General features: G+C 43.0%; 21 protein-coding genes. 15 read left to right on the forward strand and 6 right to left on the reverse strand.

From position 1 onward, the window contains the following. Complete coding sequence (locus tag NAF19_RS24620) at positions 1 to 1,563, reverse strand: hybrid sensor histidine kinase/response regulator (RefSeq protein ID WP_252793017.1); 1,563 nt, start codon at positions 1,561 to 1,563, stop codon at positions 1 to 3. Positions 1,564 to 1,836: 273 nt separating this feature from the next. Here NAF19_RS24620 and NAF19_RS24625 point away from each other — a divergent pair, with 273 nt between their 5' ends. From NAF19_RS24625 to NAF19_RS24640, 4 genes are all read left to right on the forward strand, one after another. Continuing rightward, the gene (locus NAF19_RS24625; protein ID WP_252793018.1) at positions 1,837 to 5,205 is read left to right on the forward strand and encodes a methylmalonyl-CoA mutase family protein; all 3,369 of its coding nucleotides are present in this window, start codon (positions 1,837 to 1,839) and stop codon (positions 5,203 to 5,205) included. 73 nt (positions 5,206 to 5,278) lie between these two features. After that, positions 5,279 to 6,226 carry a DUF4062 domain-containing protein gene (locus NAF19_RS24630; protein ID WP_252793019.1) on the forward strand — a complete coding sequence of 316 codons (948 nt, stop codon included), beginning with the start codon at positions 5,279 to 5,281 and terminating at the stop codon, positions 6,224 to 6,226. 64 nt (positions 6,227 to 6,290) lie between these two features. Then, the gene (locus NAF19_RS24635) at positions 6,291 to 7,589 is read left to right on the forward strand and encodes a DUF4062 domain-containing protein (protein WP_252793020.1); all 1,299 of its coding nucleotides are present in this window, start codon (positions 6,291 to 6,293) and stop codon (positions 7,587 to 7,589) included. Between the two features lie 181 nt (positions 7,590 to 7,770). Beyond that, positions 7,771 to 8,505, forward strand: a complete 735-nt coding sequence (locus NAF19_RS24640; protein WP_252793021.1) for an ATPase — start codon at positions 7,771 to 7,773, stop codon at positions 8,503 to 8,505. Positions 8,506 to 8,557: 52 nt separating this feature from the next. Here the strand turns inward: NAF19_RS24640 and NAF19_RS24645 are convergent, their stop codons facing one another. Next, positions 8,558 to 10,336, reverse strand: coding sequence for a DUF885 domain-containing protein (locus tag NAF19_RS24645; RefSeq protein WP_252793022.1), 1,779 nt, complete (start codon positions 10,334 to 10,336; stop codon positions 8,558 to 8,560). A 172-nt stretch (positions 10,337 to 10,508) separates the two neighbouring features. Between NAF19_RS24645 and NAF19_RS24650 the strand changes: the two genes are divergently transcribed. The 3 genes from NAF19_RS24650 to NAF19_RS24660 all read left to right on the forward strand — a co-directional run bounded on the left by NAF19_RS24650 (position 10,509) and on the right by NAF19_RS24660 (position 12,837). After that, positions 10,509 to 11,087: a hypothetical protein gene (locus NAF19_RS24650; RefSeq protein WP_252793023.1), complete on the forward strand. Its 579-nt coding sequence runs from the start codon at positions 10,509 to 10,511 to the stop codon at positions 11,085 to 11,087. A 53-nt stretch (positions 11,088 to 11,140) separates the two neighbouring features. Beyond that, on the forward strand, positions 11,141 to 11,938 hold the full coding sequence (locus NAF19_RS24655) for a M15 family metallopeptidase (RefSeq protein ID WP_252793024.1): 798 nt from the start codon (positions 11,141 to 11,143) through the stop codon (positions 11,936 to 11,938). Between the two features lie 140 nt (positions 11,939 to 12,078). Then, on the forward strand, positions 12,079 to 12,837 hold the full coding sequence (locus NAF19_RS24660; protein WP_252793025.1) for a DUF4846 domain-containing protein: 759 nt from the start codon (positions 12,079 to 12,081) through the stop codon (positions 12,835 to 12,837). A gap of 241 nt (positions 12,838 to 13,078) precedes the next feature. On the opposite strand, the gene NAF19_RS24665 is transcribed toward NAF19_RS24660, so the two are convergent. From NAF19_RS24665 to NAF19_RS24680, 4 genes are all read right to left on the reverse strand, one after another. Then, positions 13,079 to 14,656, reverse strand: a complete 1,578-nt coding sequence (locus tag NAF19_RS24665) for a serine hydrolase (protein ID WP_252793026.1) — start codon at positions 14,654 to 14,656, stop codon at positions 13,079 to 13,081. Positions 14,657 to 14,703: 47 nt separating this feature from the next. Then, positions 14,704 to 15,399 carry a hypothetical protein gene (locus tag NAF19_RS24670; RefSeq protein WP_252793027.1) on the reverse strand — a complete coding sequence of 232 codons (696 nt, stop codon included), beginning with the start codon at positions 15,397 to 15,399 and terminating at the stop codon, positions 14,704 to 14,706. A 117-nt stretch (positions 15,400 to 15,516) separates the two neighbouring features. Further along, on the reverse strand, positions 15,517 to 16,095 hold the full coding sequence (locus tag NAF19_RS24675; RefSeq protein WP_252793028.1) for a thioredoxin family protein: 579 nt from the start codon (positions 16,093 to 16,095) through the stop codon (positions 15,517 to 15,519). A gap of 25 nt (positions 16,096 to 16,120) precedes the next feature. Further along, complete coding sequence (locus NAF19_RS24680; RefSeq protein WP_252793029.1) at positions 16,121 to 16,399, reverse strand: hypothetical protein; 279 nt, start codon at positions 16,397 to 16,399, stop codon at positions 16,121 to 16,123. 202 nt (positions 16,400 to 16,601) lie between these two features. On the opposite strand from NAF19_RS24680, the gene mraZ reads away from it, so the two are divergent. The 8 genes from mraZ (at position 16,602) to NAF19_RS24720 (ending at position 25,980) form a co-directional block, all read left to right on the forward strand. After that, positions 16,602 to 17,066 (forward strand): division/cell wall cluster transcriptional repressor MraZ, encoded by a 465-nt coding sequence (gene mraZ / locus NAF19_RS24685; protein WP_252793030.1) that lies wholly within the window; start codon positions 16,602 to 16,604, stop codon positions 17,064 to 17,066. After that, the gene (gene rsmH, locus NAF19_RS24690) at positions 17,063 to 17,965 is read left to right on the forward strand and encodes a 16S rRNA (cytosine(1402)-N(4))-methyltransferase RsmH (RefSeq protein WP_252793031.1); all 903 of its coding nucleotides are present in this window, start codon (positions 17,063 to 17,065) and stop codon (positions 17,963 to 17,965) included. Before mraZ ends, rsmH begins: the two co-directional genes overlap by 4 nt. Continuing rightward, positions 17,962 to 18,381, forward strand: a complete 420-nt coding sequence (locus tag NAF19_RS24695) for an FtsL-like putative cell division protein (RefSeq protein ID WP_252793032.1) — start codon at positions 17,962 to 17,964, stop codon at positions 18,379 to 18,381. The genes rsmH and NAF19_RS24695 overlap by 4 nt, the downstream gene beginning before the upstream one ends. Then, positions 18,371 to 20,488 (forward strand): PASTA domain-containing penicillin-binding protein, encoded by a 2,118-nt coding sequence (locus NAF19_RS24700; RefSeq protein ID WP_252793033.1) that lies wholly within the window; start codon positions 18,371 to 18,373, stop codon positions 20,486 to 20,488. Before NAF19_RS24695 ends, NAF19_RS24700 begins: the two co-directional genes overlap by 11 nt. After that, complete coding sequence (locus tag NAF19_RS24705) at positions 20,485 to 21,945, forward strand: UDP-N-acetylmuramoyl-L-alanyl-D-glutamate--2,6-diaminopimelate ligase (RefSeq protein ID WP_252793034.1); 1,461 nt, start codon at positions 20,485 to 20,487, stop codon at positions 21,943 to 21,945. The genes NAF19_RS24700 and NAF19_RS24705 overlap by 4 nt, the downstream gene beginning before the upstream one ends. Positions 21,946 to 22,034: 89 nt before the next feature. After that, on the forward strand, positions 22,035 to 23,276 hold the full coding sequence (gene mraY / locus NAF19_RS24710) for a phospho-N-acetylmuramoyl-pentapeptide-transferase (protein ID WP_252793035.1): 1,242 nt from the start codon (positions 22,035 to 22,037) through the stop codon (positions 23,274 to 23,276). Between the two features lie 62 nt (positions 23,277 to 23,338). Next, positions 23,339 to 24,733, forward strand: a complete 1,395-nt coding sequence (gene murD / locus NAF19_RS24715) for a UDP-N-acetylmuramoyl-L-alanine--D-glutamate ligase (RefSeq protein ID WP_252793036.1) — start codon at positions 23,339 to 23,341, stop codon at positions 24,731 to 24,733. Positions 24,734 to 24,834: 101 nt separating this feature from the next. Beyond that, entirely contained in the window at positions 24,835 to 25,980 is a 1,146-nt protein-coding gene (locus NAF19_RS24720) for an FtsW/RodA/SpoVE family cell cycle protein (protein ID WP_252793037.1), read from the forward strand. Positions 25,981 to 26,026 lie beyond the last annotated feature (46 nt).

The following is a 26,026-nucleotide window of genomic DNA, read 5'->3' on the forward strand; positions in this document are numbered from 1 at the left end:
TTATATGGGCAATGTTATAGTAAACCTGGCGCCATCGTTGTTGGTTACGTCAATTCCACCGCCATGCCCCGTAATAAATTGTTTAGCTATTGAAAGGCCAAGCCCGGTGCCGTTCTTTTTGCGCCTGGTTACAAATGGTTCAAAAAGCGTGTTTCTTATTTCGGGCGATATTCCCGGGCCGTTATCGGCCACAACGAGCTTCATTTCTTTATTTTTTACCGTGCCCGAAATATCAATTTTACCGTTTATGATATGCTGATCGTGTAAGGCATCAACGGCGTTGTTCAATATATTTACAACAGTACCGCGCAACTTACTTTCGTCACCCGATACGATTAGGCTTTCAGGCAAATTTTTGGTGATAGTTATTTTGCTGAACCCATCCCGGTTTTCGGCCTGTTTTATGGCCTCGTTAACAATTTTGTGAACATCAACCGGCACCTTCACAATCTTCGTTTCGTTAATAAAATCCAGGAAATCGTCGAAAATATTTGAAGCTTGTTCGGCAGATGTATCAATCATATCGATCAGTTCGGTATCCTGGCCGCCTTCGCGCATCAGGGAGGTAATTTGCCTGATATTTTTTATAGGGCATCGCAAATCATGCATCACCATAGCCAAAACCTGGCCAGCCGCCGAAAGCTTTTCCTTTTGTATTAATTTTTCGGTTAGCTCGGCATTCCGGATAGCCTGGGCTGCGTTTTGCACAAACAATTTTAACAGGTACATCTTTTCTGTTTTGAGCCTTTCATTTTGCTTTAAAATGGCGAAAACGGAATAATTTTGCATACGGGCAAGCACAAGGTCGTCAATCTGTATTACTTCGTCCCTGGCGATATCGATGGTCTTTACCCTGGCTATCAACTCCTGGAGATTGATTTTCTCCTCAAATGTGCCGATAGAAAGCACCTTTTCGTACACAAAACCATCATGCAGCTTTCCAAGCAGCGCCATGTCGGTATTCAGCGAGGCAGCAAGCTGGTCGAGGATGTTTTTTAATAATGAGTTAAGCTGGTTGCTGTTAAGGCCGATGTTTGATATGGATTCAATCAGTTTTTCCAAATTACGCAGCTTGTTATAATCGGAGACTGCTTTAGTTGCAAGCTGTATAATTTCTTCGGATGCGTAGGGCTTGCAATGATAGCCTACATTTTGACCTGCCTGTTCAACAATATCTTCTATCGAACAATCGCTGTAGGCTGTTATGAAAATTATTTCGGCTTTTATGTCGTGTTTTCTTATCTCAATGGCCGCCTCAAGGCCATTTATGCCAGGCATACGCATATCCAGGAAAATAACTGCATAGGGTTTGCCCTTTGCCACAGCTGCTTTTACCTTTTGGATACCTTCCATTCCGTTCGACGCTTTGTCGACTGTAAAGCCGGGTATGTTGCGGGTGCGTGGCACCAGCAAGGTTGAGGGCGCATCGAACAAAATATTTACCGCATTGCTTATGTTAGTTTGCTCCTGCGAGGCGCCTCTAGGTACAAGAATATCTTCGATATTGTCACGTACCATTTCTTCATCATCAATTACCAGTACAGAAGTGTTAAGCTCAGTCATAATTAAAAAATAAAAGGGGTATAGTGATGTGTTAATACATCATTGGTTTTATAGCCGGCTTATACGCAGTTGATTTACATAAAGTTATGTTAGCAGGTATTAACTGACGAACAATTTAATTAGAGGTTTATGATTTATAGCCGTGATGCAAAATTGTACCTTTAACCACAGCTTACAAATGCTTAGCTTTTTCCATTGCTGATATTATTATGCACGCATAGTTTTTTGATGCTTTATTTATATTAATTTTGCACTTTACTAATTATAGCCTGCATGGAAAGCATTGCTCCCTACAAATCCAGGTACAAAATCCGTTTTGTAACTGCTGCCTCGTTATTCGACGGGCATGATGCCACCATTAATATCATGCGCCGTATTTTGCAATCATCCGGTGCAGAAGTAATTCATTTGGGGCATAACCGCTCGGTTGATGAGGTGGTGAATTGTGCCATACAGGAAGATGTGCAGGGGATCGCCCTAACCAGCTACCAGGGCGGCCACGTAGAGTATTTTAAATACATGCACGACCTGCTGAAGGAGCGCGGCGCAGGCCATATCAAGATATTTGGCGGCGGTGGCGGCGTGTTTTTGCCCGATGAAATTGCCGAACTGCAAGCCTACGGTATCACAAAAATTTACTCGCCTGATGATGGCCGTACCATGGGTCTGCAGGGTATGATAAACGATATGCTGGAAAAATGCGATTTCCAGAACAAAATAAAACTGAACGGCGAGCTAAAACACCTGCCCGAAAAAGACATCAAATCAATTGCTACGGCGATAAGCATTGTAGAGAACTACCCCGCCGAAGCTGATGCTTTTTTAACCGAAGTTCACAAAATAATTAATAAGCTTACCACGCCGGTGCTGGGCATTACCGGTACAGGCGGTTCTGGCAAGTCATCTTTAGTGGATGAGATTGTCCGACGGTTTTTGATGGAAACTGATAAAACCATGGCTATTATCTCGGTCGATCCATCCAAACGTAAAACAGGTGGTGCCTTGTTGGGCGATAGGATACGGATGAATGCCATCAACAATTCACGCATTTACATGCGCTCGTTGGCTACGCGGCAGGCAAACCTGGCGTTATCCAAACACGTGCAGGAAAGCATCGATATTTGCAAAGCTGCGGGTTATGACTTAATCATCGTTGAAACCTCAGGCATCGGACAATCAGACACCATGATTACCGATTACTGCGATTTGTCACTGTATGTAATGACTCCCGAGTTTGGCGCAGCTACCCAGCTGGAAAAAATCGACATGCTTGATTTTGCCGATTTGGTGGCGCTTAACAAGTTCGACAAACGCGGTGCACTTGATGCCATACGCGATGTGCGTAAACAATACAAGCGTAACCACATGCTGTTTCACGCTAAAGACGATGAGATACCTGTTTATGGCACCATGGCCTCGCAGTTTAACGACCCCGGCATGAACACCCTGTTTACCGCGCTGATGAAAGCGATTAAAACAAAAACAGGTGTTGATTTAATTGGAACGCATGCCGCTGTTGAGCATGAAGGCGAATCGGAAAAGATATACATTATACCGCCTGACCGCAACCGTTACCTGGCCGAAATTGCCGAAAGCAGCAATGCTTACAAAGAATGGGTGAATGAACAGTGCAAAATTGCCCAGCAACTTTACCAGTTGGACGGGGTGATAAAATTAGTAAACGCGGAGACGCAAAATATTGCGTCTCTACAGGATATAAAAAATCACCTTGACGACCAATTGCATGGCGATTGCAAACGCCTGTTGCGCGAATGGCCCGATACCGTTGCCAAATATAAAGCCGAAAATTTTATTTATAAAGTGCGGGACAAGGAAATAAAGCAACCGCTTTATTACACATCTTTATCCCAACTGAAAATCCCCAAAATATCATTACCAAAATACGAAGCCTGGGGCGATATTCTGCGCTGGCTGCTTACCGAAAACGTGCCGGGTGAATTTCCTTACGCGGCTGGTGTATTCCCGTTGAAACGTGAAGGTGAGGACCCAACCCGTATGTTTGCCGGCGAAGGCGGTCCGGAGCGTACCAACAAACGTTTCCATTATGTATCCTATGGTCAGCCGGCACACCGCCTATCAACGGCGTTTGACTCTGTAACCCTTTATGGAGAAGATCCGCACATCCGGCCGGATATTTATGGAAAGATTGGCAACTCCGGCGTGAGTATTGCCACGCTTGATGATGCTAAAAAACTGTACTCCGGTTTTGATCTGTGCAGTCCGTCAACTTCCGTATCCATGACCATAAACGGTCCGGCGCCTATGCTGCTCGGCTTTTTTATGAATGCCGCTATCGACCAGCAATGCGAGAAGTATATTAAAGAGCATAAGCTGGAGCATTTGGTGGAGGCGAGGTATAAAGAAGTTTATGACGACAGGAAAACAAGCCGCCCAACCTATGATGGCGGTCTACCAAAAGGCAACGATGGGTTAGGACTATCTTTACTCGGCCTCACCGGCGACCAGGTACTCCCCGCAGATATCTATGCAAAAATAAAAGCCTACGCCATTGCCACCGTTCGCGGTACGGTACAGGCGGATATATTGAAAGAAGACCAGGCACAAAATACCTGTATCTTTTCCACCGAGTTTGCCTTGCGGATGATGGGCGATATACAGCAATACTTTATTAACGAAAAGGTAAGGAATTTTTATTCCGTTTCTATCTCCGGCTACCACATTGCCGAAGCTGGTGCTAACCCGGTTACGCAGCTGGCTTTCACACTATCCAACGGGTTTACCTACGTGGAATATTACCTGAGCAGGGGCATGCATATCGATGATTTTGCGCCAAATCTGTCGTTTTTCTTCAGTAACGGCATCGACCCTGAATATTCGGTGATCGGTCGCGTGGCGCGCCGCATCTGGGCCAAGGCCATTAAAAATAAATACAAGGGTAACGACCGCTCGCAAAAGCTTAAATACCATATACAAACCAGCGGCCGCTCACTGCACGCGCAGGAGATTGACTTTAACGATATCCGCACTACGCTGCAGGCTTTGTATGCCATTTACGATAACTGCAATTCGCTGCATACCAACGCTTATGACGAGGCGATAACGACTCCTACGGAAGAATCCGTTCGCAGGGCAATGGCCATCCAGCTGATTATTAACCGTGAGCTTGGCCTTGCCAAAAATGAAAACCCCATACAGGGCGCATTCATTATTGAAGAACTTACCGACCTGGTGGAAGAAGCCGTATTAGCCGAATTTAAAGCCATAAATGACCGTGGCGGTGTGCTCGGCGCCATGGAAACCATGTACCAGCGCAGTAAAATTCAGGAAGAATCGCTGTACTACGAAACCCTTAAACATACCGGCGAATACCCTATCGTGGGGGTAAACACCTTCCTCAACAAAAAAGGGTCGCCAACAATAGTTCCATCCGAGGTAATACGTGCCACAGAAGAGGAAAAGCAGTACCAGATCGAGGCGCTGCACCAGTTTCAGCATCGCAACGAGGCGATTATTCCGCAACTGCTAAAAGAACTACAACACAAAGCCATAGCCGGTGAAAATATTTTCGAAAGCCTGATGGAAGCCTGTAAATATTGTTCATTAGGGCAAATATCGCATGCGTTGTATGAGGTAGGGGGGCAGTATAGGAGGAATATGTAGGGGTTGATATTGATTTGAAAATTAACAAAATAAAATATATTATATTCACACATCTAAATTGTCACATATAGATATGTTCGAAAAAAAATATCAAATTTTCCTTAGTTCAACTTACAGAGATTTAATAGATGCGAGAGAGACTATTACCAGATCAATATTAGATATGTACCACATACCAATTGGCATGGAAATGTTCAGCGCGGATAATAACGAACAGTGGGATACCATAAAAGCTACAATTGATAATAGTGATTACTATGTTTTAATTATTGGACACAGATATGGTTCGGTGACTACAGAAGGAATATCATATACCGAAAAGGAATATAATTATGCAAAGCAAAGCCGAATACCGATTTTAACATTCATCAGAGATCGCGATGTGCCGACTAGCCCCGAACAGAGGGATAAGGAAAATTTCAAAAAAAAGAAATTAGAGTCCTTTATTTATAAGGTATCAGCGGATGCAATGATTTGTTACTGGAATGATCAAAATGATTTAGCGCGAAAGGTGTCAATTTCGCTCCTAAAGGCATTTTATAAGTATGATCGGGCAGGTTGGACGCGCGCAACTGAGGTGACTTCTCCGATTACTGAGCAGAAGAAGCCTATTGTCGAGGACAAGAAACTTATTGTTGAAAATGAAATTACCGAAGTCGAGAGACTTGTTTTTGTTATAGAAAACGAGAAACTAAAAAAACAAATCAACTTACTCAATACCGAAATTTCACAGCAAAAGGATCGCTTAGTTAGAATAAACTATCATATAGAGGAGATAATAGACGAAAGAACGAAAGACTTGCAAGTAAAAAATAAAAAGCTTTCGGAATATTCTTCGTACTTATCCCATCAGATTCGCGGCCCTATAGCCACACTTAAAGGATTGATGAATTTGGAAAAGGAGGGATTGGTAGACCAATTTGAGTGCGTTAGGATGATGAATAAATGTGTTAGTGAAATTGACAATAGGATCATCGAAATGAGCGACATGCTACATGATCCTGTTAGGACAAACATGTAAATTATTTCGCTGAGGTTTCGAGAATTCACCTCAATTTAAAACGTCTATCGATAAGATTCTAAACATGTCAGGGAAAAAATTTCAAATTTTCATAAGTTCAACGTTCAAAGATTTAGTCGAAGCTAGAGAAACTGTAACTAAATCTATATTGGACATGTATCATATACCAATTGGAATGGAAATGTTCAGTGCTGATAACAATGAGCAATGGGATACGATTAAAACTACAATAGATAATAGTGATTTTTATGTTTTAATTATCGGGCATAGATACGGGTCGACAACCAGCGAAGGTATCTCTTACACAGAAAAAGAACATGATTATGCGAAAGAAATTGGTGTGCCAATTTTAACATTTATACGCAATCGCAATTCCGCCACCACACCTGAACAACGTGACATAGAAGCTTCAAAAAAGAAAAAACTAGAATCGTTTATCTCGAAAGTTTCTTCTGATGCAATGATTAATTTTTGGAATGAACAAAGCGATCTGGCATTAAAAATTTCTATAGCGCTTACAAAAGCGTTTGCAAAATACAATCGAATAGGTTGGATAAGGGCGAATGAGGGAATGTCGCCGAAAGTGGGCGAAGAAATGGCTGTTTTAAGTAAGGAGAACAGGGAATTAAAGAATCGGATAATCGAGCTTGAGAAGAAGCAAAGCTCTAGGTTGCCTTTTTTTGAAATATTAATAAATAACCAAAAGGATTTGGAGATAAAATATATCGCTGATTCTGAATTAGAGACTGTTTCAAATTTATATTTAAAAAAAATTACTGAAGCACCATATGACGTGCGTCCATACATAAATTCGAATTTACTTATTAGATATAATAATATCATCGAGAGCAATGGGACAGAAGTTGCCGAATATAATACTAACGTTATTTTGTACGAGCGACATAAGAGAACACATGTGCCTTTTTACCTTACCCTCAAGAATATAGGTAAATCAAAAGCGACCAATGTTGTATTAGAGATAGAATTTCCCAATAGCCTTTATATTTCGAAAAATAAAAGAGATGTTCCCAGTATTGACTTAACTAAACCGGAGAAATTACCAAGGAATCCAATTGATGAAGCTTCCGCTCTGAAGCGCAAGCAAGACGAACTTAGGTCGAGCTTTTTTTTGGGAACTGTAGGGAATTATTCGAGTGACGATGAAATATTCAATCGGAATTATTCCATTGATGAAAATAATTTTAGAGTTAAATTTAATCATATATTGCATACACAAATGGAGTCAACGGAAGAAATTTTGCTAACACCATTAGGTCGCGGTGCATATGATATTACAGTCAGTATAATTTGTGAAGAATTTGACGAACCTCAAATTTGTTATCTCAATGTGAATGTTCAGTAGAATCCATTTCAAAGTTTGAAATGGATTTTCGACAATTTCATCCGGCATAATTTCATTTAATAATCCCGAGTTGCGTGTATAATGTTTTACAAGTAAAGCAGTTGTATATAAAAACCTTATCGGTTGTTGGATGATAAGAAATTACTTATGAAAATTGTAATTTGCAAGATAAATTATCTGAATGCCCAATCTATACATTATAGCAGGCTGTGATGGCGCTGGTAAAACAACGGTAGCCAATATCTTATTGTCCGAAGTGCTGAACTGTACGGATTTTGTAAATCCCAGCAATATATTAGCAGGTTTATCGGCTTCTACTCCTGAACGGGTGGCTATTAAGGCAGGAAGAATCGCCCTTAACACGATTGAACTGTTATTGCAGCGCGGGGTAGATTTTGCGATTGAAACTACACTTGCCGGTAAATGCTATGTAGGCCTCATTAAAAAAGCACAATCAAACGGGTATAAAGTTTCGTTTATATTTTTGTGGCTTAACACCCCTCAACTTGCCATACAACGTGTAGCCGGTGCGGGAGGCAGGCCGCTTTCTGATGAAATAATAACTCGTAGGTTTACGAGGGGGCGCTATAATCTTCACAGCCTTTATATCCCTATTTGTGATTTTTACACAATAATCACCAACGATATGGGCAAGCCCGAACAGGTTAAAACCCGCGAAGCCGGCCAGGTAACCAAAGCTGTTGATAGCTCAGGATTGCTGGTAAACACCAAAACAAAATTGACGCCTGAAAATGTTTTGCTGCGCGATAAAATACTAAAAGGGGTAACAGAAGCTTATAAAAAGCTTTTAACTACAAGCATTGAAAACAATAGGAAACTTGTGATTGCCGACGAAGATAGTAATATTCAACACCTACCGGCAATTGAGTTACAAAAAAGGCTTTCAGAAAATTAATATCTCCGAAAGCCTCTTTTTCTCTTGATTCTTGTCTCTTGACTTCTTGCTTCTATTTCTGCGTTAAATAATCGGTCATTACAGCTTGCCTTAACAATGCAGGCGGCAGTATTCCCTGCGACAGGATAAAATCATGAAAGCGCTGTTGATTAAACTTGGCGCCCTGTATTTTTTCGACATCCTTGCGTAACGCTATCATTTTGGTGAAACCATAAAAGTAGCTGTTAGCCTGGCCCGGGGCATTAAGGCTGTAGCGTTGCACTTCCTGCTGGGCAAAGGCATGCGATTGCACTACATCGGTCATCAGCAGGTTTAACGCCTGTTCCTGGTTTATGGTACCAGCTTGCAACTCGGGGTCAAGGAAGGCGCGGGCGGCGCGCAACAGTCGGTAATCTAACGATACGAGCTGGCCCTCAACGGGCATAAACGGACGGGTAATATATTCGGAATACAATCCCCATCCCTCAACGTTGGTTGAGTTAAAGGCATAAAGGGCACGGGCTTGCGATACGCCTTCTTCTACCATCTTATCAAATTGCAGTTCGTGGCCGGGGCGTGCTTCGTGGGCTATAATGGTCCATGAGGCAGCATCGAAGGTAAAATCGTCGTATTTGTCTACCTTTTCGCCGGGAGCGGGCGGCATATTCAGCGGCAGCACAAATACACCACGCTGACCGGTATTATTTAAAAATGGCGGCGGTACCATATGCGGCGCTGGCGACTGTGCGGTTTCTGCCTCGCTGGCCAGCCTGATAATAGCAGGCCGGTTTGGCAGCGTTACCAAACGTTGTGCCCTTATTATGGCTTCAATATCCGCCAAATGCTTTTGGTAAATCGGCATTATAGAATCGCCTATAATTTGCTTCTTTTTCAAAAATTTCATCACCTCGCGGTAATTGCTTGATGGCAGATTGTATTTTTTAGCAATTTGCTCAGCCAAAGGCTTCATCTGTTCCTGGATATCGGTAAACGCAGCATGGGCCATTTTTGCCACTTCGGCCGGCGGGATGTCGATACCATAACCTTCCAGGTTCAGTTTGTACTCTTCAGGTGGCAGCCGGAAATCTGTGCGGGCTTTGGGAAGTATCGTTGCTTTCACCCAGGCATCATAATCTTCCAATTGCTTTTTTATTTCCGCATAAGCCGTTTCGTACCCGGTAACTTGATATTTTTTAAATAAACCCTCGATACCTGCCAGCATACTTGCATTGCGCGAAAGCGAAACCTCGGTGGCCTGCTTTGATGGGTAAATCATTCCCGGCTTGGCAATTTGCTCAAGCGTACGGGCTTTATAAATAGCGCTGATCGGTTGATAGCCATTCTGCAGCCCCGCATATTTTTTCAGGCGGATTACTGCGGCAGCCCTGCGCTCTACAGGTGTTTGATCGTCGAGCAACGACTGCAGCCCACTAAAAACGGTAGCAGTTGCATTTAGAAACGGAACTTTTTTGTTTAGAGAAAAGTCTTCGTTTCTAAAGCTCAGCTTCAATTGACTAATCAAAATATCAAGGTCCTGCTTTACAAATTTGTCGGTTTCTTTTTGCTTCGCGCCTTCCAGTGAGGTTAGTGCTGTTTCCCGTTCTTTACGCTCGGCAAGATCATTAGCGAGGGTTGGTACAGCTACCAGCGTATCGTACTTTGCAAGCCCCTGCGATGAGCCAAATTCGGGCGAATATTTTTCAGATATATCAATTAATATTTTGGTATAGCTGTTTGATTTCGCCACCCAGGCTTTACCGACGGCCGGGACAGTTTGCGCCTTTATATTAAACGGAGTAATGGCAAGGGTCAGTAGGGGGAGGCTTAATAAGGCTCTGTTAACATTAATCATAAATAACAATTTTTGAGCTATAAAAATAGGTTAATCGTCGATATGAAACGTACGTTTTCAATAAAAGAGGTGAAAAGTTTAACGGATTTTTGCAACTTTCAATATTTGATTTGAATTGTCTTTTCAAATTTTTACTGAACCAATATCATAACTAATGTCATATATTAGTCTCATGGCTAAATCAAAAAAAGGTACAATAATCGGTAATGATTTGAGCGGGCCGGATAACTACTCGTATATGAACCAGGATCAGCACGAAGTAAATGTATGCGATTGCCTCGATTATGTGAGAAACAGGCGTTTACATATATCACCTAAATTCAAACTAAAGAAAACGCAATATGATGTTTCTTACACTTTTGATAGCTACTTAATTGTATCTGAAAGGTTTAAGGATTTTTGTATCCAAAATAATTACGAGAATGTTGTTTTTTATTCTCTGCCAAATAATCCTAAAAAATTCTTTATGGATATTTTAAATCAGAAGAGATATGACTTAACGATTGAGGGAATAAGGTATATAGAATTTAACCCTGCATGCGGCGAGTACAACGAGGTTGTTGGCGCCCACCCAATCTATCTTGAAGATAGCACACCATTAGCGGACGGATTTTACAGAACAGATATTGAATTTGGGCGGAGTTATGCCAAGGGCCCGCTATACATGGTTGGTGTGGAAACCAGGGAAAAGTTAAAAATGGAAAAGTTTAAAGGACTTTACATGTGCGAAATATTGACGCATTATCTGTGACATAGGCCACACTGACGCAAGATAAACTTTAGGTTTGTTTACTCAACGAATAAATGAAAGCCACAACAACAATATTTCTTTACTTCCTAATACTGATAAGCTTGGCTAATCGGTCAACAGCTAAAATAAAAGGCCAAAAAACATCCGATACCATCCCTACATCTGCGGAAAAACTAATTAAATGCTACCCCGATTTTGTTAAAGGCTACCAAAACAACAACATCATCCTAAAAGACGGCACCAAACTATTATGGGACGATGGTATCAAGAACAAATCAGCGAAATTGCTACTGGATAAGCCCGACATTGAAGATATGTTCAGTCAAAAATATAGCGTTGGTATCCAAAAAATATCACTTGCTGTGAATTTCGACCCGGGCCGGGTTAGGAATGAGGCTTTTTTTATGAAGATGTACGGCGCAAGCGACAAAGACGTAAGGAAAAACCTGACCGAAATAACCTGGTGCCCCAAGCTGGTTAATCAAAAAATTACGGTCACTAAAATAAATGGGATAGATAAGAAGTTAATACAGATATCGGCGGAACTTGATGCACATCCTGAATATAAGAAATACGTAACCAATATAGGCGGCACTTTTACCTGGCGCAATATAAACGGGACTAACAGGCATAGCATGCACAGCTTTGGGATGACAATTGATATCAACACCACTTACTCCGACTACTGGCAGTGGGCCTGCAAATGCACCAATGAAAATGCCGGGGTAATGTATAAAAACAGGATACCACAGACTATAGTGGACATATTTGAACGACACGGATTTATATGGGGTGGCAAGTGGTATCACTTTGATACCATGCACTTTGAATACAGACCTGAATTAATTTAAGATACTCACCCTGCCCTCTCCAAAGTAGCGGGTTCTGAAAATTGCAACGGTAGAGAGCGAAGTTAAGTCCTCTCCTTTGGAGAGGATTTAGGTGAGGCGGAGAAGAATTTTGTGTGAAAAAATATCAAGTTTAACAACCTATGAAAACAACGTTAACCTTTATCATTTTATTTATCAGCAACTTTTTTGCTGCTGATAATGTGACTACCCGTTTTAAAGCCCCCGAAGGTTATCATCGCGTTGCAGTAACGCCCGGAAGTTTTGCGGCTTACCTCCAAAGCCTGCCTTTAAAACCGCCAGGTACACAGACAAAAACGTACAAAGGCGATATAGCCCGCACTGATGTTTATACTGCGGCGGTGGTCGATATGAGTGTTGGCAACCAGGATTTACAACAATGCGCCGATGCCGTAATGCGCCTGCGCGGCGAATATCTTTATCAGCAAAAAAACTACAAGGCCATCAGCTTTAATTTTGTGAGCGGCTTTAAATGCGATTACATACACTATGCCGAGGGCTACAGGTACCGGAACGATAAATGGGTGTTAAAAGCAAAAAAGGACTATGGTTATCCCGCATTTATGCGATATATGGAGCTGGTGTTTTCGTATGCCAGCACAATATCGTTGGAGCGCGAGACCCGCGCCATAGCAAACCCTAGCGAATTAAAAGCGGGCGATATATTTATACATGGCGGCTCGCCGGGGCATTGTTTTATTGTGATGGATGTAGTGGAGAACAGCCAGCACCAAAAGCAATTTTTACTGGCCAAAAGCTTTATGCCTGCGCAAAATATACAGGTGCTGCAATATAATTCGCCGTGGTTCAGTATGGAAAAGCGCAGTGATATTTTGTATGGGGAGTTGATTGCGAAGAATTATTTAAGAAAGTTTGAATAGCTGAGCCTGCTTAGATGCCGATGATTGAGGCGTTTTTATGAAAAGCACTGACACCAATTTGTCAGTACTTTTCGCGTTTTTTGAGTAGTAAATAAGTCAAAAAGTGCATTATTGTTGCAGAAACAAGCTTTTTAGTAGCTTGGGCCGAACCGTTGCTGTTCCACCCTGTTCATACTGTTCCACTGTGAACAGGAACGTTAAATTATACATCCGAAATCGGCACTTCGACGTCCGCATTCCCTCAGTTCACTTTATGAAAATCCAAATCCTGGAAATCAAAACTGAAATCTGTTGCCGGCGATACCGCTTTCAGCTTTAAACCAGATGATTTACCATTTTCATCAAATGAGAAGAGTGCAAAGGCATCGGCTTCCATGCTGCGGTACACCCATTTTATAACAAAGGTGTTGCCCTTATAAAGCATCATTTGCCCGCTTAGTTTGGGCGAATGCTTCACGTTAAACCAAAGCTGCCCGTTTTTTTCGCTGATAACCGCATCGCCAAGCCAGTTATCGTGATAAGTGCCGGTATAAAGCTTTGCATCTACGTTTGCAGCGTCTTTTTTACTGGCTTCTACCTGTTTCCAAACGTTGGCGGTTACTTTGTCGGCGCCGCCCATGTTTGCTTTTTCCTGGTCGGATAATAGTTTTATCCAGTCGCGCCCAGTTTTAAGACCAAGGTAACTATCTTTAATTTGGTTTGTTACTGCTGTAAACGCCGCGCCCGATGCCTGGTTGGTTAATACTATAATACCCAGCTTAAGCTCGGGCAGCAGCATTACCTGGGTTACCATGCCATCAATGCCGCCGGTGTGGCTCACTTGTTTGTATCCTTTTACATCAGCTAAGCCCCAGCCTAAGCCGTAAGCCGCAAAATGCGTGTTATAATACGGACTTTGCCCCACCGGTATGATAGTTTGCGGCGACCACATTTGCCAGTGTATCGCTTGGCTGAAAAGCTGCTTGCCGTCGCCGTATTTACCGTTGTTCATTTGCATAATTACCCATTTGCTCAAATCGGTTACACTTGAATATATGCCGCCTGCCGCATTGCCGGTAGTGCTCAAATATCTTGGGATAACCACTACCTTGCCATCAACAGGAGAGTGCGCGTCCACTACATTTGAATAATCTTTTATCCGCTGGTAGGCTGCCGAACTACCCGTCATACCCAATGGCTTCATAATCCGGGTTTCAATAAACTCTTCCCAGCTTATTCCCGATACCCGGGCGATAACCTCGCCTGCCAATTTATACAATTGGTTATCATAATCATATTTGCTCCTGAAACTCGACGCTGGCTTAAGATAACGCAGGTTGTGTATCACATCCTTCATAGTAAAATCGGTCGAGTCGGGGAAATCCATTAAATCACCGGCACCCAGGCCCAGGCCGCTGCGGTGTGTCAGCAAATCGCGGATAGTAAACTCAGCGGTAACGTAAGGGTCGTACATTTTAAATTCGGGGATGTAGTCGGTAACCTTGTCGTCCAGTTTTAATTTTCCCTCATCGCTCAAAATGCCTATTGCCGCTACAGTAAACGCCTTGCTGTTTGATGCAATGCCGAACAATGTATTTTCATCAACTTTTTTGCCGGTATTTAAAGAGCGTACGCCATAACCTTTGGCATAAACAACTTTATCATCTTTGACAATGGCTACAGCAATGCCCGGCACGTTGAAGGATTTTAGTGCACGTTCAACCAAGCGGTCGACAGAGTCAATGGTGATTACCTGGGCATTGGTTTTGATTGCAGCTATCAGCAGAAAAGAAAACAGCGCAATAAATTTAAAGTGATGGGAGAGTTTGGTTGATTGCATGATGAGATCAGTTTGTTACCCAAACATACAAATAATGAGGATAAATGCTACGCTTTTTCGCCCGCGGCAGCCCAGAAAACCAAATAGCCTGCTTTATCCTTTTTAATCGTAATGATTTTAAGAATTTTTCCAGGGTCGGTTTCTACCTTGAGCAAATCGATATTGTGATGATCCTTTTCGGTCATGTTGTTTTTATTGCCCCATTTCGCCAAGTCGTGGGCAAGATACCCCAGGCTTTTATCAGTGGGGTTGAGGTCGGCATAGTAATCAGGCAGTGTAATATCTTTGGTAACAATATCTGTTTTGTAGATAAGAGTAATGTGCAACTGCGACGCACCTTCAGAACTGGTAAGGGCAAGGTAAACAGCTTTATACTTTTGTTGCGGCACCGCAAATTCAACTTGTCCGGACCCGGCTATATTGCAGGTTTGTAAATTCAGGCTGTCGGCATTTGAGTAGTGTAGTTTTATTTCCGGATGCGATTCGTTTGCAGCGAAAATGGGATTATCAGGCAAAGCATGTGGCTCCTTATCGCCATTAAATAATGCTGCTGAAAGCGTGAGATAACCATCGCCGAAACCGCCACCATCAATGCCCTTTGTCCAGGTTGTTATGCGTCTATTATTTAAGGTAGATACCGGGCGTGCGTTTAATATTTTGCGGACATCGAACTGGACGACTTTGTTGTTTTGGAATGAGAAGTTGACGATTAACAAAAGGGCCAGGAAAGATAAAATTCTCATTTATAAATGTTTATTGAAGGGGATAGCCTGGAGGCTTACGGAATTCCAGATTGAGGATGTTTTTATAATAGCGAAGGGTTTCAAACCCATCGCTATTATAAAGCCTCTTTTATGTTTTTATTCAGTTCCTTTTGCCGGTGCCGGAGGTGGCTGGTTTAAAAGAAAGCGCTTGTGAATTATTGCGATGTCCCCATCCTTTAAATTTGTAGTTTTTTTCAAAATCGTATCAAAAAAAGCAACCTCTTTTTCGCTCGCAGGGCAACCTACGTTATCTTCGGGAATACCGATAAAAGCACCATCTTTTGGCATTAATGAATTGGCCAGCACGTTACCTTTTACATCTAACACAAGCCAGAAAGGCAAGCCCGAACTTTCGCCTGCATATTTAGTCATCACCTTCATCGCACCCGGGTTTTCAAGGTCGACCTTTTGAGGCTGCTCCATTACGTCCAGATGAGCGATAACATAATTATCATCGAACATTTTTTTAAGGGAGGGGTCGTTTAACGATGCATCCATTTTTTTGCACCAGCCGCACCACGATGCATGGAACATTAGTAATACCTTTTTATTTTCTCTGCCTGCCTGGGCGAAAGCGTCTTTCAGTACAGTTTCGGATGCCGGCATGGTTGTTTGGGCCACTGCTGCCGATCCTACCAGCATAAACAGGGCGTAAAGTAGATGTTTTGCTTTCATAATAATTAAATATAGGCGTTATTTTTCAATTAAGTTGCTGTAGGTAATCTAAAAAGCCGGGAATCGAAATTTCTCCCACTTTGCTACCTTTTACCATGATATTTATGCTGCCGTTTGCCTTGTGTAATTGCAGTCTGCCTTTAAATAGGTGGTTCTCACCTGATTGCATAAATGCCACGACGTTTTTTAGTGTCGATTTCCGACAAACATTTTCCACGCCATTGTTATAAACCACCAACCTGGCCTTTTTACCGGTGTTTTCAATGGCTAAATCAAACCCGTTATCAAGCTTTAAAATATTCATCTTTTTGCTGCGTAACTACTTAAAAATTAGGTGTAAATGGATTTATTGGATAGGATTTTTTAAGGCAAAAGAAAACAAATTACGGTACAAATAATAATCCACATGGCTATTACACAAGTGTTAATAACTTTAGTGGTAGAAAGTGGTAAGAAGTGGTAAAAGAAATCTAATTTTACATACAATTAATTGCCATAGCTTTTATATGTCCTATTTAAACGGCGAGTTTGAGTGTAAACTAGATAACAAAGGGCGCATGATGATCCCTGCGGGCCTCAAGAAACAGCTTCCAGAAGCTGAGAAAGAGAGCCTTGTGATCAATCGTGGCTTTAAAAAGTATCTGGTCATTTACACTAAACAAGAATGGGACAAAAAACTTGATGAACTCAACAAACTTAATCAATACGAAACCAAAAACATAGAATTCATCAGGTATTTTACCCGTGGCGCAACTGAATTAACGCTTGATGCTGCCGGCCGGGTGAACTTACCGCAGGGGTTATTGGATTATGCCGGTATTGGCAGCGATGTGGTTTTAAACTGTATGCTAACAAAAATTGAAATGTGGGATAGGGCAGCATACAATGCGATGATTGAAAGCGAGCCTGAAAACTTTGCTGCATTGGCCGAAGAAGTAATGGGTGATAAAAGAAGGGAGGGTAACGTATGAGTACCTACCATACTCCCGTAATGCTTAAGGAATGTATTGAAGGCCTTGCCATTAAACCGGCAGGTACCTACGTTGATGTGACCTTTGGTGGTGGCGGCCATTCGCGCGAAATATTAAAGCATTTGAATAAAGATGGAAGGCTTCTGGCTTTTGACCAGGATGCCGATGCGCAGCAGAATGCGATAGATGACGAACGGTTTGTGTTTATCGACCAAAACTTCCGTTACCTGAAAAACTTTTGCCGTTTGCACGATGCTGTTCCTGTTGATGGCATACTGGCTGATTTGGGTGTTTCGTCGTACCAGTTTGACCAGGCTGAACGCGGGTTTTCAATCCGCTTTGATGCCGAGCTGGATATGAGGATGAACCAGCAGTCGGAGTTGAGTGCTAAAGAGGTAGTTAATAATTACAGCGAAGCAGAGCTTCATAAAATTTTTGGCGTTTACGGCGAGATACAAAATGCAAAATCGCTGGCTAATACAATTGTAATGGCAAGGCTGAATGCGCCTATAATTACAGTTGCCGATTTGAAAAATGCCATCAGCAACCGCATCCCGAAGGGAAAAGAAAATAAATACCTGGCGCAGGTTTTCCAGGCTTTGCGCATCGAAGTTAACCAGGAGTTGGAAGCGCTGAAGGATTTTTTAATCCAGACAGCATCGGTATTGGTATCGGGCGGGCGTTTGGTGGTGATGTCGTACCACTCACTGGAAGATAGGCTGGTAAAAAACTTCATCGCCAAAGGCAAATTCAGCGGCGAACTGGAGAAAGATTTATACGGAAACGATAACAGGCCATTTGACGCGGTAAGCCGCGGGGCTATAACAGCATCAGAAGAAGAAATAAAGGATAACAACAGGGCACGGAGCGCTAAGTTAAGGATAGCGGTAAAAAAATGACAAACAGGCTGCGTACGCAAATAGAGGAGGAAGAAGCTGAACAACAAAAACTGATTGTTGAGGAAAAACGCGACCAGGAATTTCCCGACAACTGGTTCACCCAGTTTTTTACCAAAGGTTTCTGGAATGCCGAATCGGCAACCCGGGCGCTGCCGTTTGTACTGTTTATTGCCTTTTTGGGTATGGTGTACATAGCCAACATGCACCTTGCCGAAAGGAACATACGTGATATTAATAAGATAACCAAAGAAGTAAAGGAGCTGAGCTGGGATTTTAAAACCACCAAAGCCGAGCTTGCTTTTAAAAGCACGCTTACACAAGTTGTAAAACGCTCGGATACACTGGGGCTGGGTTTAAAGGAGTCGCTCACGCCACCACAAAAATTAACAGATACGGAGGTGAAGGATGAGCATTAGGAAAAATATACTCATACGGGTTTACCTGGCCTTCGGGTTGATACTGGTTTTCGCTGCTGCGGTGGTTATACAACTTTGCCGCGTACAGTTTGTGCAGGGGGCAAAGTGGAAAGCCATGGCAACTACGCTTAGCACCAAATACCAGACTGTAGAAGCCGCCCGCGGAAATATTTTCGCTGTTGATATGAGCTTGTTGGCAACATCGGTACCTGAATATGACGTGCACCTGGATATGGGTGCTCCCGGCTTTGATGATGATGATACATTTAATGCAAACGTTGACTCGCTGGCTATAAAGCTATCGGAGTTATATGAAGATAAAACGCCAAAAGAATATAACCGCTGGCTGCGTGATGCGCGTAAAGAAAACTCGCGTTATGAACTGCTGAACAGGCGCAGGTTAACACATCATGAACTGTTGGAGCTGCGTAAGTTCCCGATTTTTAGGTTGGGTAAATACAAAGGCGGGTTGATAGTGGTTGAGCAAAACAGGCGTGTACTGCCATTTAAATCGTTGGCCTCGCGTACTATCGGCTACAAGAATGATAATGTAAAGAATGCGGTTGGCCTTGAAGGGGCATACGCTAATTATATAAATGGCGAAAGCGGCAAACGCCTGGTGCAGCGTGTGGCCGGTGGATTATGGATGCCCGTAAATAACGGCGAGGATGAAGTTGAGCCTAAAGACGGCGCGGATATTATTTCGACGATTGACGTGAACTTCCAGGATATAGCCCAGGAAGTATTAAAAGCACAACTGGATAGCACCGGAGCCGACCATGGCTGCGTGGTGTTAATGGAAGTTGCCACCGGCGAGATAAGGGCGATAGCAAATTTCACCAAAACCAAAGAAGGCAAGTATGAAGAAAAACTAAACTATGCTATAAGTGATGCCGGCGATCCAGGTTCAACCTTTAAACTGGCTACTTATATGGCTTTGTTCGATCAGCATAAAATTGATACCAACACCATGATTAACGGCGACGGTGGTAAATACAAAATACCCAAAGGACCGATGATTAGTGATGTTGAGGACTACAATTTTATGATGACGGCTAAAAAGGCTTTCGAGGAATCGTCGAACGTGGCGGCTGCAAAATTTGTGTACAACGCCTATTATAACAATCCATGGCAGTATACCGATAAACTGTATAGCTTCCATTTAAACGAAAAACTTCAGCTGCAAATTTCGGGGGAGCCGACACCGGTAGTTAAAAACCCCAAAAGCCGTAGTTGGAATATCAATTACACCCTGCCTGAAATGGCCTACGGTTACGAAATGAAGATTACGCCACTGCAAATGCTGGCGCTTTATAACGCCGTAGCTAATAACGGCAAAATGATAGCACCGATACTGGTGAAAGAAATTCGCCGGCTAGGGAATACAGTTGAGCAATTCCAGGCGAGGGTAATCAATCCAAAAGTATGCTCGGATGCTACGCTTGGTAAAATGAAAAACCTGCTTGAGGGGGTAGTTAAAGAAGGTAACGTTAAAAGCCTGTTTAAAAATGCGGAATACACTGCCGCCGGAAAAACCGGAACAGCACAAATCGCTAATACCTCAAAAGGGTATGGCGGCGATAAAAAGAATTATCAAACATCTTTCGCGGGATATTTTCCGGCTCAAAACCCTAAATATTCCATGATAGTAGTGGTTAACCGGCCCTCAAAAGGCTCATACCTGGCCGCTAAAGTCGCCGCGCCGGTATTCAAAAAAATTGCCGACCGGGTTTATGCCGCCGATCATGGATTGCACCCTGCGCCTGTAGTGCATTATGTGGGCAATACAAATTTACCGCAGATAAAAAAGGGTAATGTAAAGGCGCTGAAACAGGTTTATGCCAAGCTTAATGTTAAGCCGCTTTATGCAAATAATACAGCAACCAACAGTGTTGACACCAGTAACGGTATTGCGTTTGAAGAGGCTACTTATAAAAGCGGGGTTGTGCCGCAAGTAAAAGGCATGGGTTTAAGTGATGCATTGTATGTGCTGGGAAATGCAGGCTATAAAGTTATGGCACGCGGCAGCGGTATGGTGGCAAATCAGTCTGAAGCGGCGGGCAGTATAATTCCAAAAGGATCAAAAATAATAATTCAATTGCAATGAGATATTTGAGCGACATAATAGAGGGGCTGGCATTTACCGAACTGCAGGGAAGCGCCGATGTGGAGATTACCGCCATTGTTTTTGATTCGCGCAAGGTGGTGCCGGGCTGCATGTTTGTGGCTGTAAAGGGCACCGTTGTTGACGGGCACGATTACATTTTGCAGGCAATTGAGCAGGGTGCCATCGCGATAATTTGCGAAGAGCTGCCGTCGCGTGTTACCGGTGAAGTTGATTTTTTAATGGTAGCGAATTCGTCCGTTGCGCTGGCAATTGTATCCGCTAATTTTTACGACAATCCATCATCGCAATTAAAACTGGTAGGGGTAACCGGCACCAATGGCAAAACCACTATCGCCACATTGCTTTATAAGCTGTTTCGCGATATGGGTTATAAATGCGGGTTGCTATCGACTGTTGAAAACCAAATAAACGGCGAAGTAATAACTGCTACCCACACCACGCCGGACCCGGTAGTACTTAACGCTTTATTGGCCGAAATGGTTGAAAAAGGCTGCGATTACTGCTTTATGGAAGTTAGTTCGCATGCTATAGCCCAGCACCGCATAACCGCGCTGAATTTTACCGGGGCCATATTCTCGAACTTAACACACGACCATTTAGATTACCATAAAACATTTGAAAAGTACCTGAAGGCCAAGAAAATGTTTTTTGATGAGCTGCCGGCCAACGCTTTTGCATTGACCAACATCGACGACAAGAATGGTAATGTAATGCTGCAGAATACCAAAGCGCACAAGAAAACATACGGTTTAAAAAATATGGCTGATTATAAGGCCCGCATTTTAGAAAACCAGTTTGAAGGCTTGCATTTGCAGATTGACGGTGAAGAGGTTTGGTTTAAAATGGTAGGGACGTTTAACGCCTACAATTTACTGGCAGTTTATTCGGCAGCCATGCTGTTAGAGCAAGACAAAACCAAAATACTTACCAGCCTGAGCAAGCTTACCGGCGCACGTGGAAGGTTTGATTACATAATAGCGCCAAATAAAATCATCGGTATTGTTGATTATGCCCACTCGCCGGATGCAATCCAGAACATCCTGAGCACAGTGCATGATATCCGCAAGAATAACGAGAAAGTGATAACCGTAATAGGCTGTGGCGGTGACCGCGACAAAACCAAACGCCCGGTTATGGCCAAAGCCGCCTGCGAGTGGAGTGACAGGGTAATTCTAACATCCGACAATCCCCGTTCAGAAGACCCCGCGCAGATCATAAGGGATATGGAAGAAGGCGTTGACCCGGCATTTAAAAGGTACACGCTGAGTATCGTAGATAGAAGAGAAGCGATAAAAACAGCATGCATGCTGGCCAAGCCAGGAGATATAGTGGTGGTAGCAGGAAAAGGTCACGAAAAATATCAGGAAGTAAAAGGCGAACGCTCACACTTCGACGACATGGAAGAATTGTCAAACATTTTCAAGGATTTAACTTAAGAGAAGAACCAAAAAACGGTGAAATCATCTCAAATCGGTGATATCTCCACAAATAAATCAATTAGTAAAAACCAATGAAATCTGAATAAATGCTTTACTATTTCTTCACCTGGCTAAACAAAAATTACACAATTCCTGGTACGGGGGTGTTTCAATACATCACGTTCCGAATGGCAATGGCTGTAATTACATCGCTGATAGTTACAACGGTGTTCGGGCGCAGGCTGATTGATTATTTGCGTTTTAAACAGGTTGGGGAAACAGTTCGAAACCTTGGTTTAGAAGGGCAGATGCAAAAAGCAGGTACCCCCACAATGGGCGGGCTTATCATTATTTTAGGCATACTGGTACCAACGCTGCTGTTTGCTAAACTTGGTAATATCTACGTTGTCATGATGTTGGTTACCACCGTATGGCTGGGCGCAATAGGCTTTTTGGATGACTATATTAAAGTATTTAAGAAGAACAAGGAGGGCCTTGCAGGCAGGTTTAAGATAATAGGCCAGGTAGGTTTAGCACTGTTTATTGGCTTTACCATGTATTCCAATTCGGATATAGTGATACGCCAGGAAGTGAAACCACCGGTAAAAATTGATGCTCCGGTTGAGTTCCACATGCGTAACAACAAACCGGTTTACACCCAGGATATCCGTTCGACAAAAACAACCATGCCATTTTATAAAAACAACGAATTTGATTATGGCAAGGTGTTAAAGTTCATCGGCGCCGATTCTGACCATTATTCGTTGCTGGTGTTTATGTTTTGCGTAATCATCATTATCACCTTCATATCAAACGGGGCAAATATTACTGACGGCATCGATGGGTTGGCAACAGGCACGTCCGCTATTATCGGCATTACGCTGGCCATATTGGCTTACGTATCAAGTAACACGATTATAGCCGAATACCTTAATATAATGTACATCCCCAATTCGAGCGAGCTGGTAATTTTTGCAGGTGCTTTTGTGGGAGCTTGTGTGGGCTTTTTATGGTATAACTCGTATCCTGCGCAAGTATTTATGGGTGACACCGGCAGCCTTGCCATAGGTGGGATAATAGCAGTATTCGCCATTATGATACGTAAGGAACTTTTAGTGCCATTACTGTGCGGGATTTTTGTGATAGAAAACTTCTCGGTAATTATCCAGGTAGGCTGGTTTAAATATACGCGGTTAAGATTTGGCGAAGGCCGCAGGGTGTTTTTAATGTCGCCCCTGCACCACCATTATCAAAAAAAGGGTTTCCATGAAGCAAAAATCGTAACCCGGTTTTGGATTATAGGTATCCTGCTGGCGATAGTGACGATTATAACATTGAAGCTGAGATAGAAGCAGAGGCCCCCTAACCCCCTGAAGGGGAACAGAACAGAAAAAAATAGAATTATTAAAAAATGACGACCGAGAACAAAAATCAACCCAATCAAAAACTCCCCCACCAGCTGGCGGGGGCTGGGGGGCTAATTGCCATTCTCGGGGCCGGCGAAAGCGGCGTGGGAGCGGCATACCTGGCACAACAGCAGGGTTATGATGTTTTTGTATCTGATTTTGGGGCCATCGCTGATAACTACAAAAAGCAACTGCAGGATTGGAATATCCGCTTTGAAGAAAACCAACATACTGAAGCTGAGATATTAAATGCGATTGAAGTTGTTAAAAGCCCGGGCATACCCGAAAAGGCACCGATAATTAAAAAACTGAGGGCACAAGGCACTCCGGTTATTTCCGAAATTGAATTCGCGGGCAGGTATACCGATGCCAAAATTATAGGTATTACGGGCTCAAACGGTAAAACCACCACTACTACGCTAACCTACGAAATTCTGAAACATGCAGGTTTAAACGTAGGGCTGGCCGGTAACATAGGGCAAAGCTTTGCTTACCAGGTAGCTACGGAAAAATTCGACATATACGTGCTTGAGTTGAGCAGTTTTATGTTGGATGATATGTACAAATTAAGGGTTAACATAGCCATGCTACTTAATATAACACCCGATCATTTAGACCGGTACGAATATAAAATGGAGAACTACGCGGCGTCGAAGTTTCGCATCTCTCAAAACCAAACAGCCGACGACGTTTTCATCTATTGCGCCGATGACCCCGAAACCATTAAAGGAATGGCCGGGCGAAGCTTTGCAGCACAATTATTCCCTTTTTCAATTGAAAAAACAGTTGAACAGGGCGCTTTTTTAGACCAGGACAATATTGTCATTAACACTCACCAAGAACATTTTACAATGTCAATTCACGATTTAGCATTACAGGGCAAGCACAACCTTTACAACTCAATGGCATCGGGCGTTGCAGCTAAATACCTCGAAATACGCAATCCCGTGTTGCGCGAGAGTATGAGCAGCATTAAGCCCATTGAGCACCGGATGGAATCGGTTGCGGTAATATCCGGCATCAGCTTTATCAACGATTCAAAGGCTACCAATGTGAATTCAACATGGTATGCCCTGGAAAGTATGACCAGTGACGTAATACTGATTTTGGGTGGTGTCGACAAAGGTAACGACTATACTATGCTCCGCAGCCTGGTGAAGCAAAAGGTGAAAGCTATAGTGTGCCTGGGTAAAGACAATAAGCGCATCCACGATGCTTTTGAAGATATAGTTGAGGTGATTGTGAATACCCACTCGGCCCAGGAGGCGGCAACGGTATCATACCACCTCGCTACAAAAGGCGATACGGTGCTATTATCGCCGGCATGTGCCAGTTTTGATTTATTCAAAAATTATGAAGACAGGGGGCGGCAGTTTAAACAAGCGGTGAAAGAGTTATAGAAGCGACCCCCTGGCCCCCTAAAGGGAGAACGAGCGGGACTATAGAGAATAGAAATTAATAAATATTAACAAAAAAACGCCCCTTTAGGGGTTGGGGGCATATGCATAGAATACTCAGTAATACAAAAGGAGACCGCTGGATATGGCTTATCGTCATATTGTTGTCGGTTATTTCGTTGCTGGCTGTTTACAGCGCCATCGGGTCGCTTGCTTATAAAAAAGGGGTGGGGACAGAGTCGATTTTAATTAAGCACCTGGCTATGTTGGTTGCAGGGTTGGCGCTGATGTACATTGCCCATAAAATTGATTACCGCTATTACCGGGGTATATCAAAATTGTTGATGATTATAACCATACCTCTGCTGTTGTATACACTACTTTCTGGTCACCATGTTAACGAGGCCAGCAGGTGGATTCCGATACCGGGTACGGGTTTAAGCTTCCAGACATCAGATTTGGCGAAACTGGCATTGATAACCTACCTGGCGCGGACATTATCAATAAAACAGGAAAATATAAAGGATGTAAAGGAATCTTTCATTCCTATAATGGGGGCAGTATGCCTGGTATTTGCGCTGATTGCATGGGCAAACCTTTCAACCGCGCTGATGCTTTTTGGGGTTAGCATATTGTTGCTGATAATGGGGCGCATAAGTGTTAAACAAATTGCGGTGGTGTGTTTAGGCGGTGCTATTGTGTTGTGCGGGATAGTGTTTTTAGGTCCACGCAGGCACATGTACATTACCCGTATTGAAACCTATATGCATCCTGAAAAGGCCGACAAAGATAAATCACAACAAGCTAACCACGCAAAAATAGCTATAGCCACCGGTGGGCTATTTGGTAAAGGCGTTGGTAAAAGTGAGGAGATAAACAGTTTGCCCGAAGCATATTCGGATGAGATTTATGCCATTATAGTTGAAGAATACGGGCTTGTTGGCGGTATAGTACTGATAGGTATTTACCTGTTTTTGTTGTTCAGGTGTATAAGAATTGCAACCCGGGCACCAAAAGCGTTTGGTACACTGCTCGCGGCTGGTTTAAGCTTTAGCTTAACCATACAGGCATTTGCAAATATGGCTGTAGCGGTAGGGCTTGGCCCGGTAACTGGTATCCCGCTGCCATTTGTAAGTATGGGTGGTACCAGCATATTATTTACAAGTTTAGCGTTTGGTATTATATTATCGGTAAGCAGGGATATTGACGAACCGAAAAAGGTTGTGGTGGGGGAGATTAGCATAGCGTAAGCTCCCTAACCCCTGAAGGGGGAATTAAAAAAGATAGAAAAAAGTA

The sequence above is a fragment of the Mucilaginibacter flavidus genome (genome assembly GCF_024055575.1).
GTDB lineage: Bacteria > Bacteroidota > Bacteroidia > Sphingobacteriales > Sphingobacteriaceae > Mucilaginibacter > Mucilaginibacter flavidus.

Coding starts and splice junctions, on each gene's coding strand:
- NAF19_RS24620 (WP_252793017.1), bottom strand. CDS start 1,563: ATGACTGAGCTTAACACTTCTGTACTGGTAATTGATGATGAAGAAATG.
- NAF19_RS24625 (WP_252793018.1), top strand. CDS start 1,837: ATGGAAAGCATTGCTCCCTACAAATCCAGGTACAAAATCCGTTTTGTA.
- NAF19_RS24630 (WP_252793019.1), top strand. CDS start 5,279: ATGTTCGAAAAAAAATATCAAATTTTCCTTAGTTCAACTTACAGAGAT.
- NAF19_RS24635 (WP_252793020.1), top strand. CDS start 6,291: ATGTCAGGGAAAAAATTTCAAATTTTCATAAGTTCAACGTTCAAAGAT.
- NAF19_RS24640 (WP_252793021.1), top strand. CDS start 7,771: ATGCCCAATCTATACATTATAGCAGGCTGTGATGGCGCTGGTAAAACA.
- NAF19_RS24645 (WP_252793022.1), bottom strand. CDS start 10,336: ATGATTAATGTTAACAGAGCCTTATTAAGCCTCCCCCTACTGACCCTT.
- NAF19_RS24650 (WP_252793023.1), top strand. CDS start 10,509: ATGGCTAAATCAAAAAAAGGTACAATAATCGGTAATGATTTGAGCGGG.
- NAF19_RS24655 (WP_252793024.1), top strand. CDS start 11,141: ATGAAAGCCACAACAACAATATTTCTTTACTTCCTAATACTGATAAGC.
- NAF19_RS24660 (WP_252793025.1), top strand. CDS start 12,079: ATGAAAACAACGTTAACCTTTATCATTTTATTTATCAGCAACTTTTTT.
- NAF19_RS24665 (WP_252793026.1), bottom strand. CDS start 14,656: ATGCAATCAACCAAACTCTCCCATCACTTTAAATTTATTGCGCTGTTT.
- NAF19_RS24670 (WP_252793027.1), bottom strand. CDS start 15,399: ATGAGAATTTTATCTTTCCTGGCCCTTTTGTTAATCGTCAACTTCTCA.
- NAF19_RS24675 (WP_252793028.1), bottom strand. CDS start 16,095: ATGAAAGCAAAACATCTACTTTACGCCCTGTTTATGCTGGTAGGATCG.
- NAF19_RS24680 (WP_252793029.1), bottom strand. CDS start 16,399: ATGAATATTTTAAAGCTTGATAACGGGTTTGATTTAGCCATTGAAAAC.
- mraZ (WP_252793030.1), top strand. CDS start 16,602: ATGTCCTATTTAAACGGCGAGTTTGAGTGTAAACTAGATAACAAAGGG.
- rsmH (WP_252793031.1), top strand. CDS start 17,063: ATGAGTACCTACCATACTCCCGTAATGCTTAAGGAATGTATTGAAGGC.
- NAF19_RS24695 (WP_252793032.1), top strand. CDS start 17,962: ATGACAAACAGGCTGCGTACGCAAATAGAGGAGGAAGAAGCTGAACAA.
- NAF19_RS24700 (WP_252793033.1), top strand. CDS start 18,371: ATGAGCATTAGGAAAAATATACTCATACGGGTTTACCTGGCCTTCGGG.
- NAF19_RS24705 (WP_252793034.1), top strand. CDS start 20,485: ATGAGATATTTGAGCGACATAATAGAGGGGCTGGCATTTACCGAACTG.
- mraY (WP_252793035.1), top strand. CDS start 22,035: ATGCTTTACTATTTCTTCACCTGGCTAAACAAAAATTACACAATTCCT.
- murD (WP_252793036.1), top strand. CDS start 23,339: ATGACGACCGAGAACAAAAATCAACCCAATCAAAAACTCCCCCACCAG.
- NAF19_RS24720 (WP_252793037.1), top strand. CDS start 24,835: ATGCATAGAATACTCAGTAATACAAAAGGAGACCGCTGGATATGGCTT.